Below are 16,624 nucleotides of genomic sequence, written 5' to 3'. Positions count from 1 at the left end.
TGGTGCCTGGCTAGAAGAGTTTGCTGCCCCAACCGAGCTTGTTGCGCAGCACGTGGAAGTAGCTGTAATCCAGCGGATGCACCAGATGAAGCTTGTGGCTGCTCTTCTTGATGAGGATCTCGTCCCCCGGGTGGACCGCCAGGGTGACCTGGCCGTCGCAGCTCACCTGCATGGCGTCGTCCTGGTTGTCTGGCGAGACCAGCAGCCGCACTTCGCTGTCCGCATCCAGCACGATGGGGCGGCTGCTCAGGGTGTGCGGGAACATGGGCACCAGCGTGATGGCGTTGAGTTTGGGGGTGAGGATGGCGCCCCCTGCCGACAGGGAGTAGGCGGTGGAGCCGGTGGGTGTCGCCACAATGATGCCGTCCGAGCGCTGGCTGTACATGAAGCTGCCGTCGATGTAGACCTCGAATTCGATCATGTGGGCGATCTTGCCCGGGTGAAGCACCGCCTCGTTGACCGCGAGGTTGCTCGACTTGCGCTCCCCGTGGCGATAGACGGCGGCCTCCAGCAGGAAGCGATGCTCGCTTTTGAAGTGACCCGAGAGCACCTGCTCCAGGGGCAGCAGATAATCCTGGGGCGAGAGATCGGTCAGGAAGCCGAGGTTGCCCCGGTTCACCCCGATCACCGCCACATCGAACCGTGACAGCACCCGGGCGGCCCCCAGCATGTTGCCGTCACCGCCGACAACGATGGCGAGATCCGCCTGCTCGCCGAGCTGCACCAGATCCATCACGTTCTCCCCGAGCAGCCCCAGGGTATGGGCCACCCGGCTCTCCAGCAGCACACGAAAGCCGCGGCTGGTCAGGTACTGGTACAGGCCGGTCAGGGTCTGGTTGGCCCCCTCGTGATGGGGCTTGCCGATGAGGGCAACGGTTTTGAACGGAGAATCCATAGGTTATCGGGTCTGGGAGAGTCTTGGGGGGAGTATACCGCGCTTTGCCGGGGATTTGTCTGCCTCCGTGGTGGTTGGTGCAATCGGCCCCGAAAAGGGACTGCCTGGCACGCGGATGGGCGCCATTGTGCCCGATCTGCCCTTTTCCCCTTGAAAGCCGGGGCTGTGTCCCCATAATAGCGCCAACACAGGGTCTGCTGGCGCGTGTCGCTTGTCTGAACGCCAGCCACCCTCACACGCAACCCCTGAATATTGGAGATGTCATGAGCCACGAAGAACAAAAGGTTGAAGCGATGGAGCAAGTGGAAGCCCAGCCAGTCGAGCCGACCGATGTAGACAGTGAAGTGACAGCCGAGCAGGCCCGTATCGCCGAGCTGGAGGCCCAGCTGGAGACGGCCCAGCAGGCCTCCCTGGAAGAGCGCGAGCGCGCCATTCGCGCCGTCGCCGAGATGGAGAACCTGCGTCGCCGTGCCGCTCAGGACGTGGAGAAAGCCCACAAGTTTGCACTGGAGAAGTTCGCCGCAGAGCTCTTGCCGGTGCTGGACAACCTGGAGCGCGCCATCGAGCTGGCGGACAAGGAGAACGACACCCTCAAGCCGATGATTGAAGGGGTCGAGCTGACCCTGAAATCCATGCAGAGCGGCGTGGCCAAGTTTGGCCTGGTGGCGCTGGACCCGACCAACCAGCCGTTCGACCCCAATGCCCACCAGGCCATGAGCATGGTGCCCAGTGCCGACGTGGCGCCGAACACCGTGATCGCCGTGATGCAGAAGGGCTACGAGCTCAACGGCCGCGTCATCCGCCCGGCCATGGTGATGGTCTCCAAGTCCGCTGACTGATCGCGCTGTTCTCACCAAGCCCGCCGCTTGGCGGGCTTTTTGTTGGATGTGGCGCCAAAAGACGTGTCTGGCGTCATTTGGCTGTCAGGTGGCCTGTATGCAGGTTTTTTCAGGGCCGGACTTGAAGCGCCGACTTGAGACCCCATATAGGTTGCAAGGCCACGGCGGCACAAAAAATTTGATGCCGGGAGCTTGAAAGCCACAGTGGCAGGCCCCACCTAGCCGTTAACGTATCAAGGCGAGCCCCTCGCCAGTTTATTCAAAGTATTTGGAGATTCGTCAAATGGGTAAAATCATCGGTATTGACCTGGGTACTACCAACTCCTGCGTCGCTATTCTGGATGGCGACCATGCTCGCGTGATCGAGAACGCGGAAGGCGACCGTACTACTCCGTCCATCATTGCCTATGCCGATGACGGCGAAATCCTGGTTGGTCAGCCGGCCAAGCGCCAAGCCATCACCAACCCGAAGAACACGCTGTTCGCCATCAAGCGTCTGATCGGCCGTCGTTTCGAAGATGACGAAGTACAACGTGACCTGAAAATCATGCCGTACGCCATCGCCAAGGCCGACAACGGTGACGCCTGGGTTGAAGTGAAAGGCAAGAAAATGGCACCGCCGCAGATCTCTGCCGAAGTGCTGAAAAAGATGAAGAAGACCGCCGAGGACTACCTTGGCGAGCCGGTGACCGAAGCCGTCATCACCGTACCGGCCTACTTCAACGACGCTCAGCGTCAGGCCACCAAGGATGCCGGTCGTATCGCCGGTCTGGATGTAAAACGCATCATCAACGAACCGACTGCAGCTGCTTTCGCCTACGGCGTCAACAAGGTCAAGGGCGAGCGCAAGGTTGCCGTATATGACTTAGGGGGCGGTACCTTCGATATCTCCATCATCGAGATCGACGAAGTCGAAGGGGAAACCACCTTCGAAGTGCTGGCGACCAACGGTAACACCCACCTGGGTGGTGAAGACTTCGACAACCGCGTCATCAACTACCTGGTTGACGAGTTCAAGCGCGAGCAGGGCATCGATCTGCGCAACGACCAGCTGGCCTTGCAGCGTCTGAAAGATGCCGCCGAAAAAGCCAAGATCGAGCTCTCTTCTGCCCAGCAGACCGACGTGAACCTGCCGTACATCACAGCAGATGCCACCGGTCCGAAGCACATGAACATCAAGGTGACCCGCGCCAAGCTGGAATCCCTGGTGGAAGACATGGTGAAAGACTCCCTGGAGCCGGTTCGTGTCGCCCTGAAAGACTCCGGTCTGGCGGTTGGCGAGATCGACGACGTCATCCTGGTGGGCGGTCAGACCCGTATGCCGCTGGTTCAGAAGACCGTGGCCGACTTCTTCGGCAAAGAGCCGCGCAAAGACGTCAACCCGGACGAAGCCGTGGCCATGGGTGCTGCCATCCAGGGTGCCGTACTGTCCGGTGACAAGACCGACGTACTGCTGCTGGACGTGACTCCGCTCTCCCTGGGGATCGAAACCATGGGCAGCGTGATGACCGCGCTCATCGAGAAGAACACCACCATTCCGACCAAGAAGTCCCAGGTGTTCTCCACCGCCGAAGACAACCAGTCTGCCGTGACCATTCACGTGCTGCAGGGTGAGCGCAAGCGCGCCAGCGACAACAAGTCCCTGGGCCAGTTCAACCTGGAAGGCATCCGTCCGGCACCGCGCGGTCTGCCGCAGATCGAAGTGACCTTCGACATCGACGCCAACGGCATCCTGCACGTCTCCGCGAAAGACAAGGAGACCAACAAGGAGCAGAAGATCACCATCCAGGCCTCTTCCGGTCTGTCTGATGACGAGATCGAACGCATGGTACGCGAAGCCGAAGCCAACGCGGCCGAGGACAAGAAGTTCGAAGAGCTGGTGCAGGCCCGCAACCAGGCTGACGGTCTGGTCCACTCCGTGCGCAAGCAGGTCACCGAAGCCGGTGAAGCTCTGCCTGCCGACGAGAAGACCAAGATCGAGACTGCCCTGAGCGAGCTGGAATCCGCCATCAAGGGTGACGACAAGGCTGCCATCGAAGCCAAGCAGCAAGCGCTGCTGGAAGCGTCCCAGAAGCTGATGGAAATTGCTCAGCAGCAGGCTCAGGCGCAAGGCGCCGCCGGTGCTGACGCCGGTCAGTCCTCCTCTTCTGCCAAGGCTGACGACGACGTGGTCGACGCCGAGTTCGAAGAAGTGAAAGACGACAAGAAGTAAGCCCGACCCGGATGGGCGAAGTCCGCTTCGCCCATCGGCTCAGAATCTGTTCACGGTCTATCGCGAGAGGCCGTCAGCAAGGTAAAGAGCAGCGCAAGAACCGGAGTCTATGTGAATACATGAGCACTCTTGGTTACAAACAAGCGAGCTGCACATGAGCCTTGATCACGGCTTCGTAGTAAGAGTGTGAGCAGATTCGTCAATGAATTTACGGGCGTTGGGTAACCAACGCCCGTCTGCGTAACTGCTGATATAGCAACAGGATGAGTATGTCGAAGCGCGATTTCTACGAAGTGCTCGGGGTGTCGAAAGGTGCCGACGAGCGCGAGATCAAGAAGGCGTACAAGCGTCTGGCCATGAAGTATCACCCGGATCGCAACCAGGGTGATGCCGGGGCTGAAGAGAAGTTCAAAGAGGTCAAGGAAGCCTACGAGGTCCTGACCGACGAGAACCTGCGTGCCCGTTATGACCAGTACGGTCATGCCGGGGTGGATCCGAGCCAGGGTGGCGGCCACGGCGGCTTTGGCGGTGGTGCCGATTTCGGCGATATCTTCGGCGACGTGTTTGGCGACATCTTCGGTGGTCGCGGGGGCGGTCGTCGCGGCCCGGCCCGTGGCTCCGATCTGCGCTACAACATGGAGCTGACGCTGGAAGAGGCGGTGCGCGGGGTCTCCAAGGAGATCAAGATCCCGACCCAGGTCCACTGCGAAGTGTGCAACGGCTCCGGTGCCCATACCGGAAGCCAGGCCCAGACCTGCCCCACCTGCCACGGCTCCGGCCAGGTGCAGATGCGCCAGGGCTTCTTCGCGGTACAGCAGCCCTGCCCCCACTGTCACGGTCGCGGCAAGATCATCAAGGATCCGTGCCGCAAGTGCCATGGGGAAGGGCGCTACCAGAAGACCAAGACCCTGTCGGTCAAGATCCCGGCCGGGGTCGATACCGGGGATCGCATCCGTCTCTCCGGCGAAGGGGAAGCGGGGGAAACCGGCGCATCGGCGGGGGATCTGTACGTACAGGTTCACGTGCGCGAGCACGAGATCTTCGTCCGTGACGGCAACGACCTCTACTGCGAAGTGCCCATCAGCTTCACCACGGCGGCGCTCGGCGGCGAGATTGAAGTGCCGACCCTGGATGGTCGGGTCAAGCTCAAGGTGACCCCGGAGACCCAGACCGGCAAGCTGTTCCGCCTGCGGGGCAAGGGCGTCAAGTCCGTGCGCTCCGGCCAGGTGGGGGATCTGATGTGCAAGGTGGTGATCGAGACTCCGGTCAAGCTGACCGAGACCCAGAAAGATCTGCTGCGCCAGCTGGACGACTCCTTCAGCGGCGCCGCTGCCAAGACCCACAAGCCGAAATCCGAAGGCTTCTTCGAAGGGGTGAAACGCTTCTTCGACGACCTGACCAAATAAACGCGACCCGCGTTACCCAAGCCGGCACGGATGTGCCGGCTTTTTTTTGCCCGCCATCTGGCCTGGATCCCCCCTTATTGAGTGGATCCCGATGAGGGATCCTCCTCACAACTTCCGCCAATTCCCCCTGTACAAATGTTATCCCGCTCACACTCCTGCTGAAACGGTTTAGCTGACATATTGAGTCAGCTAAAGCGGTTTAGCTATCCTCGGCTCGTCAACAACAACAGAGCCCGGACGGGCGACAGAAGACAGGTGAGGACGATGACGATGTTCAAGAGCAAGTTGGCGCTGGCCGTGGCGCTGGGATTGGGAATGAGCAGCCCGCTGTGGGCGGCGGATGGCGGTATCGAAGCCAGGCTGGCGGCGCTGGAGGCGCGGGTGCAGGCGGCCGAGGCGCGCGCCACCGCTGCCGAAGCGCGGGCCGATGAGGCCCAGAGCAAGGCAAACGAAGCCCGCGAGACCGCCGCCGTGGCCAAGGCCCAGAGCGAGAAGGTGGACAAGCAGACTGCCGGTGCCCAGGGCTTCGAGTTCCACGGCTATGCCCGCTCGGGCCTGCTGGTGAACGGCAACGGCAATGGTGGCCGCGGCGGCCCCTACATCACCCCGGCCGGCTCGGTGGGCGGCGCCGTGGGTCGCCTTGGCAACGAGGATGACACCTACATGGAGGCCAACCTGCTGAAGACCCAGACCTTCGACGATGGCAGCTGGGCCCGCTACAAGCTGATGCTGGCGGACGGAGTGGAGACCAGCAACGACTGGACCGCCAGCGATTCCAGCCTCAACACCCGCCAGGTGTTTGCCGAGCTCGGCGATCTGGCGAGCTTCAGCGGTCCTTTCCAGCACTCGGTGCTCTGGGCGGGCAAGCGCTTTGACCGGGACAACTTCGACATCCACTGGCTCGACTCGGACGTGGTCTTCCTGGCCGGCACCGGCGGCGGCGTCTACGACGTGCAGCTGGCCGACAGCTGGAAGGCGAACTTCTCCCTCTACGGGCGCGACTACGGCGACATCAGCGCGAGCGGTCTCTCCGACATCGAGAGCTACATCCTCACCATGAACAACCGCGTTGGCAACTGGCAGTGGATGCTGAACGGCCTCTCCGCCAAGGACAACGAGGCGCGCATCAATGACGGCGGCGCGGGCAGCGAGGCAGCCGACAAGGGGGCCCACACCCTGGTGGCCTACCACGCCGACAGCTTCTTTGGCATCAACCCCGGTTTCTCCAAGGCGGCGGTGCTGTATGGCCACGGTCTGGGTGCCGAGCTCAAGGGGCTGGGCTCCGACAGCGAGCTGCTGCCGGATGCCGATGCGGTGCGGGTCGCCGTGTTTGGTGCCACCGATCTTGCCCCGCGCTGGCGTGTCGCCCCGGCCCTGCTGGCCGAGCACAGCCAGGATCGTTACGTGAAGGGGGACGAGTACCGCTGGGTGACCCTCAATGGCCGCCTGGCCCAGGTGCTGAGCCAGAACGTCGAGCTGGTCTACGAGGCGACCTGGCAGTACATGGACCTCGATCCCAAGGGCTACAAGGGTCGTCAGGCGGTGAGCGGCGATTTCACCAAGCTCACCTTCGCGCCGACCTTCAAGGCGCAAACCGCCGGCTTCTTCGAGCGGCCCGAGCTTCGGGTGTTCGCCACCTGGATGGACTGGTCCTCCGAGCTCGACAACTACGCCAGCTCCGATGCCATGGGCCAGAGCAACTTCACCGCCGGGGGCGAGTGGAACTTTGGCGTGCAGATGGAAACCTGGTTCTAGTTCGTTATCCCGATCACAAAAATGGCAGGCGGCCCCGGGATCTGTTGGTTAGCTAAAACGGTTTAGCTGATAATGCGGACCCAGAACCCGGGGCTGACCCCGGCAAATCCTGTGCAGCAGTGGAGTAGCAACAAGGTGACGAATCGTGTGTGGGTAATGGGGGATGCGGTAGTGGACTTGATCCCGGAAGGGGAGCAGCACTACCTCAAGTGTCCGGGTGGCGCACCGGCCAACGTGGCGGTGGGCGTTGCCCGGCTCGGCGGGGAGTCGGCCTTCATTGGCCGGGTCGGCGCGGATCCCTTCGGCCGCTTCATGGGGGAGACTCTGGCCAGGGAGGGGGTCGACATTCGCCATCTGATCCAGGATCCGGCCCATCGCACCAGCACGGTACTGGTGGATCTCGATGAGGCGGGGGAGCGCAGCTTCACCTTCATGGTGCGCCCGAGCGCCGATCAGTTCCTGAGCCACGCCGATCTGCCGGTCTTCCAGGCCGGGCAGTGGCTGCTGACCTGCTCCATTGCGCTCGCCAACGAGCCGGTGCGCAGCAGTTGTCTGCAAGCCATGGCGACCATCCGTGCCGTCGGGGGGCGGGTCTGCTTCGACCCCAACCTGAGGCCAGAGGTGTGGGGCAACCCTGCCGAGATGCTGCCCGTGGTGCGCGAGGCCATGACCCTCGCCGACGTGGTCAAGCTCTCGGTGGAGGAGCTGCAACTGCTGAGCGGTCTGGACGATCTGGCGGCGGGGCTTGCCACTCTTTCAGGCCCGGCCCTGGTGCTGGTGACCCGGGGGGCGGGGGGCGTGGTGGCCCGTCTGGGTGGCGAGTTGCTGGAGTGGGTGGGGCCCAAAGTGACGCCACTCGATACCACGGGGGCGGGGGACGCCTTCGTCGCCGGGCTGCTGGCGGCCTTGGCCGAACGGACCTCGCTGCCGACGCTGGCCGAGCTGCCCGCCATTCTGGCTCAGGCCCACGGCTGCGGGGCGCTCGCCACCACCGCCAAGGGGGCGATGACGGCACTGCCCACCCGCACCCGGCTGGATGATTTTTTGCGATCAGGCGCAGACGGCTGTTGATCTGCGGCTAGAAGCCCGGCTCGACAGCCCCTACTCTCATGTGACAAGGGCCCGCCAGCGTGGCGGGTCATAAGAGGAAGAATATGAATATCAGTGCGATAGCCCAGGATCTGGTGCCCCTGCTCGGGGGCAAGGAGAACATCGTCAGCGCCGCCCACTGCGCCACCCGGCTGCGGCTGGTGCTGGCGGACGACAGCAAGGTGAACAAGGCCGCCATCGACAAGCTGGAGGGGGTCAAGGGGTGCTTCAGCAACGCTGGCCAGATCCAGGTCATTTTCGGCACCGGCCTGGTCAACAAGGTCTATGCGGAGTTCGTGGCGCTGACCGGGACCGGCACCGCCAGCAAGGCGGAGCTGACCGACATGGCGACGGCCAAGCTCAACGTGGCCCAGCGTCTGGCGCGGACCCTCTCCAACATCTTCGTGCCCATCATTCCGGCCATCGTCGCCTCCGGCCTGCTGATGGGGCTGCTCGGCATGGTGCGCACCTACGGCTGGGTCAACGCCGACAGCGCCCTGTTCGTCATGCTCGACATGTTCAGCTCGGCAGCCTTCATCATCCTGCCGATCCTCATCGGCTTTACGGCGGCGCGGGAGTTTGGCGGCAATCCGTACCTCGGGGCGACCCTTGGCGGCATCCTCACCCACCCGGCCCTGACCAACGCCTGGGGCGTGGCCGGGGGCTTCAAGACCATGGACTTCTTCGGCCTGGATGTCGCCATGATCGGCTACCAGGGCACTGTCTTCCCGGTGCTCCTGGCGGTCTGGTTCATGTCCCACCTGGAGAAGCAGCTGCGCAAGCGCATCCCTGACGCCCTGGATCTCATCCTCACCCCGTTTTTGACCGTCATCATCACCGGCTTCGTGGCGCTGCTTTTCATCGGCCCCGCCGGGCGGGTGCTGGGGGATGGCATCTCGTTCGGTCTGAGCGCCCTCTATGAGCAGGCAGGCTGGCTGGCGGGTCTGGTGTTTGGCGGGACTTATTCCCTTATCGTCATCACCGGCATCCACCACAGCTTCCACGCCATCGAGGCGGGGCTGCTGGCCAACCCTGCCATCGGCGTCAACTTCCTGCTGCCCATCTGGGCCATGGCCAACGTGGCCCAGGGTGGGGCTTGCCTCGCGGTCTACTTCAAGACCCGCGATGTGAAGATCAAGGCCATCACGGTGCCGGCGGCCATGTCCTGCCTGCTTGGCATCACCGAGGCGGCGATCTTCGGGGTCAACCTGCGCTACATCAAGCCCTTCCTGGCCGGTCTGTTCGGCGGGGCCTGCGGCGGCGCCTACGTGGTGGCGGCCAAGGTCGGCATGACGGCGGTGGGCCTGACCGGCATCCCGGGCATGGCCATCGTCCAGCCCATGAGCCTCATCCACTACGTCATCGGTCTGGTGATCGCCTTTGGCGCCGCTTTCGCCGCCTCCTACCTGCTCAAGTACAAGGTGGAGTGATGAAAGACGTCGCATTGCTCAACCAAATTGTCCGGTCGCTGCTGGCCGGACAGCTCAAGGCGGCGGCCGATCCCCATCGGCCGCGCTGGCACCTGGCGGCCCCGGTGGGGCTGCTCAACGACCCCAACGGCTTCATCGAGCACGGCGGGCGCTACCACCTCTTCTACCAGTGGAACCCGCTCGGTTGCGAGCATCGCAACAAGGGCTGGGGGCATGTCACCTCCACCGATCTGCTGCACTGGCAGCACGAGCCGGTGGCGCTGCTGCCCACCGAGGAATATGAAAGCCACGGCTGCTATTCGGGTTCGGCGGTCAGCGATGAGCAGGGGCGCCTGACTCTCATCTATACCGGCAACGTCAAATACCCGGACGGCAGCCGCACCGCCTACCAGTGTCTGGCCTGCGCCGACGATGAGGGGGGCTTTGCCAAGCTGGGGCCTGTGCTGGACCTGCCCGCAGGCTACAGCGGCCATGTGCGCGACCCCAAGGTGTGGCACGACGGCCAGCAGTGGCTGATGGTGCTGGGGGCTCGCACCCTGGACGACAGGGGGGAGGTGCTGCTCTATCGCGGTGATACCCTGGATGCCTGGACGCTGGTGGGCCCCATCGCCGGCAGCGGGCACGGCGGTCTCGGGGAGTTTGGCTATATGTGGGAGTGTCCGGACCTCTTCCCCCTGAGTGATCGCCATGTGCTGATCAGCTGCCCGCAGGGGATAGCCCCGCAGGGAGAGGATTATCGCAACCTCTACCAGTGCGGCTGGCTGGCGGGTGACTTCGACGGCGAGCGCTTCGCGTACGGGGATTTCCACGAGCTGGACAGGGGCTTCGAGTTCTATGCCCCCCAGACCACTCAGGACAACCAGGGGCGGCGCCTCTTGTTTGGCTGGCTGGGCTTGCCGGAGGAGAACGAGATGAGCCAGCCCACTCTCGAGCACGGCTGGCTGCACCAGATGAGCTGCCCGCGGGAGCTGTTCTGGCAAGACGACTGGCTCTGCCAGCGGCCAGTGGCGGAGCTCGCGGCATTGAAGGGGGAGCAGACCCGCTTCGAGGGGACGCTCGGTGAATTTCCGGGGCTGGCCATCGACTCGGCCTGGCTCGATCTGGCGCTTGGCGGTGAGGGCAGCCTCTGGTTTGGGGCCGTGGTCGAGCTGGTGTGGCAGCCGGGGCGTCTTGTCCTGCGGCGCCAGAACTGGCAGAGCGGGGAGTGGGAGGAGCGAAGCGCCCCCTGGCTTGGGGGCAAGATCACCGTCTTGTGTGACCGCTCCAGCCTGGAGTGCTTCGTCGATGGCGGGCGCCAGAGCTTGTCGACCCGTTACTTCCCCGGCGAAAACCCAGTACTTTCCGCACGTTGCGGTGGTGATGACAGCAAAATTTGCCTCGATCACTGGCCGCTGGCGACCTGCCTAGTACAATAGCCCGGTGTCAGTGTGCCGGGAGGTCAGGTGGAGAAGAAGAAACGGATCACGATTGCCCAGATAGCCACGCTTGCGGGGGTCTCCAAGGCCACCGCCAGCCTGGTGCTCAACGGCAAGAGTGCGGAATACCGCATCGCCGACGATACCCGCAAGCGGATCCAGGCGGTGGCGGACGAGTGCCACTATCAGCCGAGCATCCATGCCCGCTCCCTGCGGGAGGTGCGCAGCTACACCTGGGGGCTGGTGATCCCTGACCTCACCAACTTCGGCTTCGCCAGCATCGCCCGGGCCCTTGAGGCCCGCTGTCGGGAGGCGGGGATCCAGCTGCTCATCGCCTGCTCCGAGGATGACCCCACCCTGGAGCAGCGGGTGGTGGACAACCTCATCAGCCGTCAGGTGGATGGCCTCATCGTCGCCTCCAGCGGCCACAGTGACGACATCTATGCCCGCATCCACGACCGCTTGCCGGTGGTGCAGCTCGACCGCCACATCGGTGAGTCGCGCCTGCCCATGGTGATCTCGGACGCCTGCAAGGCTACCGCCGAGCTGGTGCAGGATATGGCCGAGGATTGCGGGGAGGAGATCTACTACTTCGGCGGTCTGCTGGATCTCTCCCCCAGCCGCCACCGGCTGGCGGGTTACGAGCTCGGATTGCACCGGGCCGGGCTGGAGGCCACTTCAGACCGGGTCCGCCACCGTGACTACCAGCCGAGCTCGGGCTATCAGCTGATGTCTGAGCTGGTGGACGAACTCGGGGCACCGCCGAAGGGGCTTTTTACCGCCTCTTTCACCCTGCTGGAGGGGGTGCTGCGCTACCTCAACGAGGCGGAACTGATGGAGACCGGCATGCGCCTGTGTACCTTCGACGATCACGATCTGCTCGACTGCATCCCCATGCGCATCGATTCCGTGGCCCAGGATTGCCCGGCCCTGGCCCGGGCCGCCTTCGAGATGATGCAGCAACTCATCGCGGGCAATCCCCCAGCCCAGACCGCCCAGGTCATCAACCCCAGGGTGCGCTGGCGCAGCCGCCGCTAGGCACACGGCTTCCCTTTCCTGTGAAAAAGCCCCGCCGTATCCGGCGGGGCTTTTTCTGCTGCATCTGGTATGAGGGCGTCAATCGGTGATGCTGGCCCGCCAGAAGATCTGCTTGATGTGAGGGTGCTCCCCGAGCGTGTTCATCAGGGCATCGAGCTTGGTGCCATCGATGGCGGTGGCGAGCAGCGCCGCCGAGATCTCGAGATCCTGATCGCCGAAGGGGGTGATGTCGAGCTCGCTCAGGGGGTAGTGGGCCTGCTCCAGCATCTGCTCGAGCCAGGGCAGTACCTCCTTCTGGTGAGCGCGGCCGATGAGAGCGGTCACGTGATAGGTCACTTCGGTGTCCATGTTGTCCACCGGGTCACGGTTTATCTGGTTGACCAGGGGACGCAGCAGGGTGTTGGCGGCCAGCACGAAGAGGGCGCCGAGGATGGCCTCCAGGGCGAACCCGGCGCCGCAGGCGGCCCCGACCGCGGCCACGCCCCACAGGGTGGCTGCTGTGTTGATGCCCCGGATGTTGCCGGATTCCCGCATGATGACGCCAGCGCCGAGAAAACCGATGCCGGAGACGATGTAGACCACCACGTGGACGACCCCGTAACTGCCGCCATGCAGGTCATAGATGCGCTGGGCCAGGTTGACGAACAGGGCCGCCCCCACGGCGACCAGCACGTTGGTGCGAAGACCGGCGGTGCGCTGGCGGTACTGGCGCTCCAGGCCGACCAGGCTGCCCAGCACGAAGGCGAGCAGCAGGCTGGCCAGGGTGTCGAGCAGGGCGAGAAAATCGAGTTGTTGCCACATTCTCATGAAGGGTCTCCTTCTGGGGATGCCGACCAGCCTTCGCCCCCGGGTTGCGTGAGAGACGGGGGGCAAGGTCGACATCGTGGTGAATGCAAGGGCGCGACCCGCCTCCTGACGGGGCGGGATGGCGCAGAACAGGGTACAGGTCCTTCACGGTTGCCCGGGAAGGACCCGCCTCATTCGAGGGTCAATGCCTGGTGGCGTCGTCCCCGGCGCGGGGGCGCAGTTCCCAGCGTACCGGGTGGACAGCCCCGACCTGGTGGATGAACTGCACCAGATAGCGGCGCTGGGGCGGCGTGCAGTAGAGGCTCAGCACCAGCACGCGGCCTTCACCGCGCCCGGGCTTCATGGACTGCAGGGGACTGAGTCCGGCCGGTTGCAGGGTGTGGCTCACCGCCGCCAGCACCTGCTCCATGTCGGCTCTGTCTTCGCAGCGGATGTGCAGCCGATAGAGGTGCTGACGCCGTCTGCCACGTTGCCAGAGTGGCCGCAGGCCCCATCCCAGTCTGCTCAGCAGGGAAGGGGATTTGTCAGCGACAGGGTTGTTTGAAATCAAGCGCATAGCAGCCTCCTTTTGGGAAGCAGAAACTATGCAGGCAAGGTGTCGGGGGATGAGTCCGCGTCACCTGACGTCAAGTGTGAAAAGCGGGGAAAAGAGGGATCCACTTCTCGCAGGGTGGCGAGTCGCGGCAGAGAAAAACCTGCGGCTAGCTCGCGACCAGGGTGCCGACGACGAGGGTCGGCGTGCGTCTGTCACTTGATGAGTTGCCCACCGATGGTCTCCGCTAGTGATAAAGAGGCGACATGGTAGCCGATACGGCGGCCTGGGTAAACCCCGAGCCCTTGATAGCAACATATTGAAACATAATAAAAAAGAGATGAAAGCGCCGGTGAAGGGAGCCCTCTTCCCTTCACCGGCGGGCCCTTGGGGGGTTACCGGGTCTTGTCGATGCCCAGGTATTTGAGCATCAGTTTTTCATAGATGGGTTCGGTGTCGCCCACCTGCATCTTGTGCAGGAAATACTTCTCGAACGCTATCTTGGCCAGGTGGACCCACTTCCCTTTCTTGAACCAGGCGACGTTGCGCGGCGGGATCTGCGGCATGGCCACGAAGGCGGCCCCTGTGTCCCCCATGTCCGCCAGACAGATGGCATTCCACACCGCCCGGGTGACCGGGGGCTGGCCGTCCAGCTCCGCCTTGATGTTGTGGCTCAGGGTGCGCACCATGGCCTCGATCATGTAGCCGGTCTTGGGCACCCCGGTCGGTACCGGCGTCTTGTGCTGGGGCGGGATGGCGATGCAGACCCCGGCGGCGTAAATCTGCGGGAAGACAGGGTTGCGCTGGTGTTCGTCGACGATGACGAACCCGCGGGGATTGACCAGCCCCTCGAGGCTCCGCAGGGGGCTGATGCCGGCGAAGGCGGGCAGCATCATGGCATGCTTGTAGGGGAGGTTGTGGGTGCGCTTGACGTTGCCATCTTCATCCAGCTCCTCCACCGTCATCACCCCATCCCTGGCCGCCACGGTGCGGGCATTGCAGATCCATTGCATGTCGCGCATGCGCAGCTCGCTCTCCAGCATGCCCTTGGAATCCCCCACGCCGTTGAGGCCGAGGTGACCGATGTAGGGTTCGCTGGTGACGAAGGTCATGGACACGTCCTTTCTCACCTTCTTGTCGCGCAGGTGGCGATCGAGGATGAAGGCGTATTCGTAGGCCTGGCCGAAGCAGGAGGCGCCGGGCATGGCACCGACGATCACCGGACCCGGTTCGTCGAGCAGCCCGTTGACACTGTGCTGGCACTCCTCTGCGTGGGAGAGGGTGCAGACGCTGGCGGTGCCGCCCGCCGTCGGGCCCGCTCCCTGCACCTCTTCAAAGGCGAGTGCGGGGCCGGTGCAGAGCACCAGAAAGTCGTAGTGCAGGTGCTGGCCATCGGAGAGGCGGATCTGCTGTTCGAGGGGTTGCAACCCGGTCAGGGCGGCGTGGATGAAGCGGATCCCCTTCTTCTTCACATGAGGCTCTATGGGGAGGGAGATATCTTTGCGCTCTCGCCACCGGACCGCAATCCACGGGTTCGAAGGGTTGAATTCAAAGTCGGGTTTGTCGTTCACCAGGATGACGTCGTGCTGCTTGCCGAGTTCGGCCTTGAGCTCGTAGGCGGCCGACATGCCCCCCAACCCTGCCCCGATGATGATGATGGTTGCCATAATGAGCCTCCGCTCTATTACACGGCTCCTGTGAGCCAATATGTCCGCCTGCCTATTTGAGCCCCATTCGCCTGAGCACGGCGGCGGCGGGACAGACCCCGGTGAACGCGCTCTGGATCAGGTTGACCCCGACAAAGACGCTCAACCAGACAAAGCCCGGGTGGACCCAGGCTGTGAGCAGCAGCGACAGCAGCAACATGCCACCCGCGACCACTCTGACTCCGTTATCGATGGTCATTTCTCGTCTCCCCTTTTGTTTAGTGATTGCTAATTTAGCGTTGTTTTATACAATAGAACAAATATCAGCAATTGCTAATTTAATCTTATGAGCCACTTCGACGAGATGAACCGACATGCGACTGCCGCCGCCGGCCTGCTCAAGGCGCTGGCTCATCCCGAACGCCTGATGGTGCTCTGCCAGCTGGTGGAAGGGGAGAAGGGGGTCGGGGAGCTGCTGGCCCACAGCCAGCTCGGGCAGTCGGCCTTCTCCCAGCAACTGTCGGTATTGAAGCGCCAGGGCCTTATCCGCTCGCGCAAAGTCTCCCAGCAGATCTACTACTCCCTGGTGAGCGAGGCGGCGGCCGATGTGCTGGCGGCGCTGCAAACCCATTTTTGTCACTCAGATGAGGAAATTCGATGATGGAAAGCCAATGGCTGCTCTCGTTGGGGGGCGGCATGCTGGCGGGGCTCTCGGCCCTGATCCTGATGTTGTTCAACGGCCGGGTGGCCGGGATCAGCGGCATTCTGGCCGGTGCAATGCAGTACAAGACGCCCTGGCGGGTGCTGTTTCTGCTGGGATTGGGACTGGGGGCCTGGCTGGCGCTGACCCTGGGTTGGGCCACCATGCCCGCCTTTGATGCCTTGCCCGGCTGGCCCGTGGTGGTGCTGGCCGGCCTGCTGGTGGGCATCGGCACCCGTCTTGGCAATGGCTGCACCAGCGGTCACGGCATCTGCGGCATGGGGCGGCTGTCGACGCGCTCCGTGGTAGCGACGCTCACCTTTATGGGGATGGGCGTGGCGACCGTGTTCTTTACTCACCACATGTTTTGACGGGTTGATTGCCATGAAATTGCTGACAAGTGTGTTTGCGGGTCTGTTGTTCGGGCTGGGAATGGCCCTCTCCGGGATGATGGATCCGGCGCGGGTCACCGGGTTTCTCGATCTGGCCGGTGCCTGGGATCCCAGCCTGGCCTTCGTGATGGGAGGGGCCCTGGCTGTCTTCATGCCGGGCTACTTCCTGCTGGTGAAGCCCCGTCGTCTGAGCCTGCTGGGGGAACCCATGGCCCGGGTTCCCGCTCCCGTGCTGGATCGCCGCCTGATTGGCGGGGCCGCACTGTTCGGGATCGGTTGGGGCCTGGTCGGCATCTGTCCAGGGCCTGCCTTGAGTCTCATTTCCAGCGGACAGCCCGTGATATTGTTGTTCATCGGGGCCATGGCGGCCGGGATCCTGCTGGTGGACAAGGTCTGGAACAGGGTGCTGGAGAAGGCTCGCCAGCACCGTATTGCCTGAGTTTTCAAGGTGCCCATGAGCCAGGGAAG

General features: G+C 63.4%; 16 protein-coding genes. 11 read left to right on the top strand and 5 right to left on the bottom strand.

The window, feature by feature from the left end:
• Window positions 1-10: 10 nt before the first annotated feature.
• A complete protein-coding gene (nadK, locus tag PG879_RS17050; RefSeq protein WP_010673644.1) occupies window positions 11-895 on the bottom strand; it encodes an NAD(+) kinase in 885 nt (294 codons plus the stop codon).
• A 263-nt stretch (window positions 896-1,158) separates the two neighbouring features.
• Between nadK and grpE the strand changes: the two genes are divergently transcribed.
• From grpE to PG879_RS17010, 8 genes are all read left to right on the top strand, one after another.
• Window positions 1,159-1,734 (top strand): nucleotide exchange factor GrpE, encoded by a 576-nt coding sequence (grpE, locus tag PG879_RS17045; protein ID WP_216986814.1) that lies wholly within the window; start codon window positions 1,159-1,161, stop codon window positions 1,732-1,734.
• A gap of 283 nt (window positions 1,735-2,017) precedes the next feature.
• Window positions 2,018-3,946, top strand: coding sequence for a molecular chaperone DnaK (gene dnaK, locus PG879_RS17040; RefSeq protein WP_010673646.1), 1,929 nt, complete (start codon window positions 2,018-2,020; stop codon window positions 3,944-3,946).
• Window positions 3,947-4,215: 269 nt separating this feature from the next.
• Complete coding sequence (gene dnaJ, locus PG879_RS17035; RefSeq protein WP_039039235.1) at window positions 4,216-5,352, top strand: molecular chaperone DnaJ; 1,137 nt, start codon at window positions 4,216-4,218, stop codon at window positions 5,350-5,352.
• A 264-nt stretch (window positions 5,353-5,616) separates the two neighbouring features.
• On the top strand, window positions 5,617-7,107 hold the full coding sequence (locus PG879_RS17030) for a carbohydrate porin (RefSeq protein WP_270830472.1): 1,491 nt from the start codon (window positions 5,617-5,619) through the stop codon (window positions 7,105-7,107).
• A gap of 111 nt (window positions 7,108-7,218) precedes the next feature.
• A complete protein-coding gene (locus PG879_RS17025) occupies window positions 7,219-8,178 on the top strand; it encodes an aminoimidazole riboside kinase (protein ID WP_270830477.1) in 960 nt (319 codons plus the stop codon).
• Between the two features lie 83 nt (window positions 8,179-8,261).
• Complete coding sequence (locus PG879_RS17020) at window positions 8,262-9,626, top strand: sucrose-specific PTS transporter subunit IIBC (protein WP_102948701.1); 1,365 nt, start codon at window positions 8,262-8,264, stop codon at window positions 9,624-9,626.
• Window positions 9,626-11,041, top strand: a complete 1,416-nt coding sequence (locus tag PG879_RS17015) for a glycoside hydrolase family 32 protein (RefSeq protein WP_270830471.1) — start codon at window positions 9,626-9,628, stop codon at window positions 11,039-11,041. Before PG879_RS17020 ends, PG879_RS17015 begins: the two co-directional genes overlap by 1 nt.
• Before the next feature lie 27 nt (window positions 11,042-11,068).
• Window positions 11,069-12,079, top strand: coding sequence for a substrate-binding domain-containing protein (locus PG879_RS17010; protein WP_041213247.1), 1,011 nt, complete (start codon window positions 11,069-11,071; stop codon window positions 12,077-12,079).
• A 78-nt stretch (window positions 12,080-12,157) separates the two neighbouring features.
• Here the strand turns inward: PG879_RS17010 and PG879_RS17005 are convergent, their stop codons facing one another.
• From PG879_RS17005 to PG879_RS16990, 4 genes are all read right to left on the bottom strand, one after another.
• Window positions 12,158-12,886 (bottom strand): MgtC/SapB family protein, encoded by a 729-nt coding sequence (locus PG879_RS17005; RefSeq protein ID WP_124813227.1) that lies wholly within the window; start codon window positions 12,884-12,886, stop codon window positions 12,158-12,160.
• A 181-nt stretch (window positions 12,887-13,067) separates the two neighbouring features.
• Window positions 13,068-13,442 carry a hypothetical protein gene (locus PG879_RS17000; protein WP_270830470.1) on the bottom strand — a complete coding sequence of 125 codons (375 nt, stop codon included), beginning with the start codon at window positions 13,440-13,442 and terminating at the stop codon, window positions 13,068-13,070.
• Between the two features lie 371 nt (window positions 13,443-13,813).
• Window positions 13,814-15,085, bottom strand: coding sequence for an NAD(P)/FAD-dependent oxidoreductase (locus PG879_RS16995; protein WP_270830469.1), 1,272 nt, complete (start codon window positions 15,083-15,085; stop codon window positions 13,814-13,816).
• A 52-nt stretch (window positions 15,086-15,137) separates the two neighbouring features.
• Window positions 15,138-15,323 (bottom strand): YgaP family membrane protein, encoded by a 186-nt coding sequence (locus tag PG879_RS16990; protein WP_069785324.1) that lies wholly within the window; start codon window positions 15,321-15,323, stop codon window positions 15,138-15,140.
• A gap of 87 nt (window positions 15,324-15,410) precedes the next feature.
• Here PG879_RS16990 and PG879_RS16985 point away from each other — a divergent pair, with 87 nt between their 5' ends.
• Genes PG879_RS16985 through PG879_RS16975 form a run of 3 tightly spaced genes read left to right on the top strand, consistent with a single transcriptional unit; the run spans window position 15,411 to window position 16,595 of the window.
• Window positions 15,411-15,725 carry an ArsR/SmtB family transcription factor gene (locus tag PG879_RS16985; RefSeq protein WP_039039225.1) on the top strand — a complete coding sequence of 105 codons (315 nt, stop codon included), beginning with the start codon at window positions 15,411-15,413 and terminating at the stop codon, window positions 15,723-15,725.
• On the top strand, window positions 15,722-16,135 hold the full coding sequence (locus PG879_RS16980) for a YeeE/YedE family protein (RefSeq protein WP_162540542.1): 414 nt from the start codon (window positions 15,722-15,724) through the stop codon (window positions 16,133-16,135). Before PG879_RS16985 ends, PG879_RS16980 begins: the two co-directional genes overlap by 4 nt.
• Window positions 16,136-16,148: 13 nt before the next feature.
• Window positions 16,149-16,595 (top strand): YeeE/YedE family protein, encoded by a 447-nt coding sequence (locus PG879_RS16975; protein WP_042881672.1) that lies wholly within the window; start codon window positions 16,149-16,151, stop codon window positions 16,593-16,595.
• Window positions 16,596-16,624 lie beyond the last annotated feature (29 nt).

It is taken from the genome of Aeromonas sp. QDB63, assembly GCF_027707425.1.
Classification (GTDB): domain Bacteria; phylum Pseudomonadota; class Gammaproteobacteria; order Enterobacterales; family Aeromonadaceae; genus Aeromonas; species Aeromonas caviae.
The sequence above is the reverse complement of the archived record's forward strand: the minus strand, read 5'-3'. Positions and strand labels throughout refer to the sequence as shown.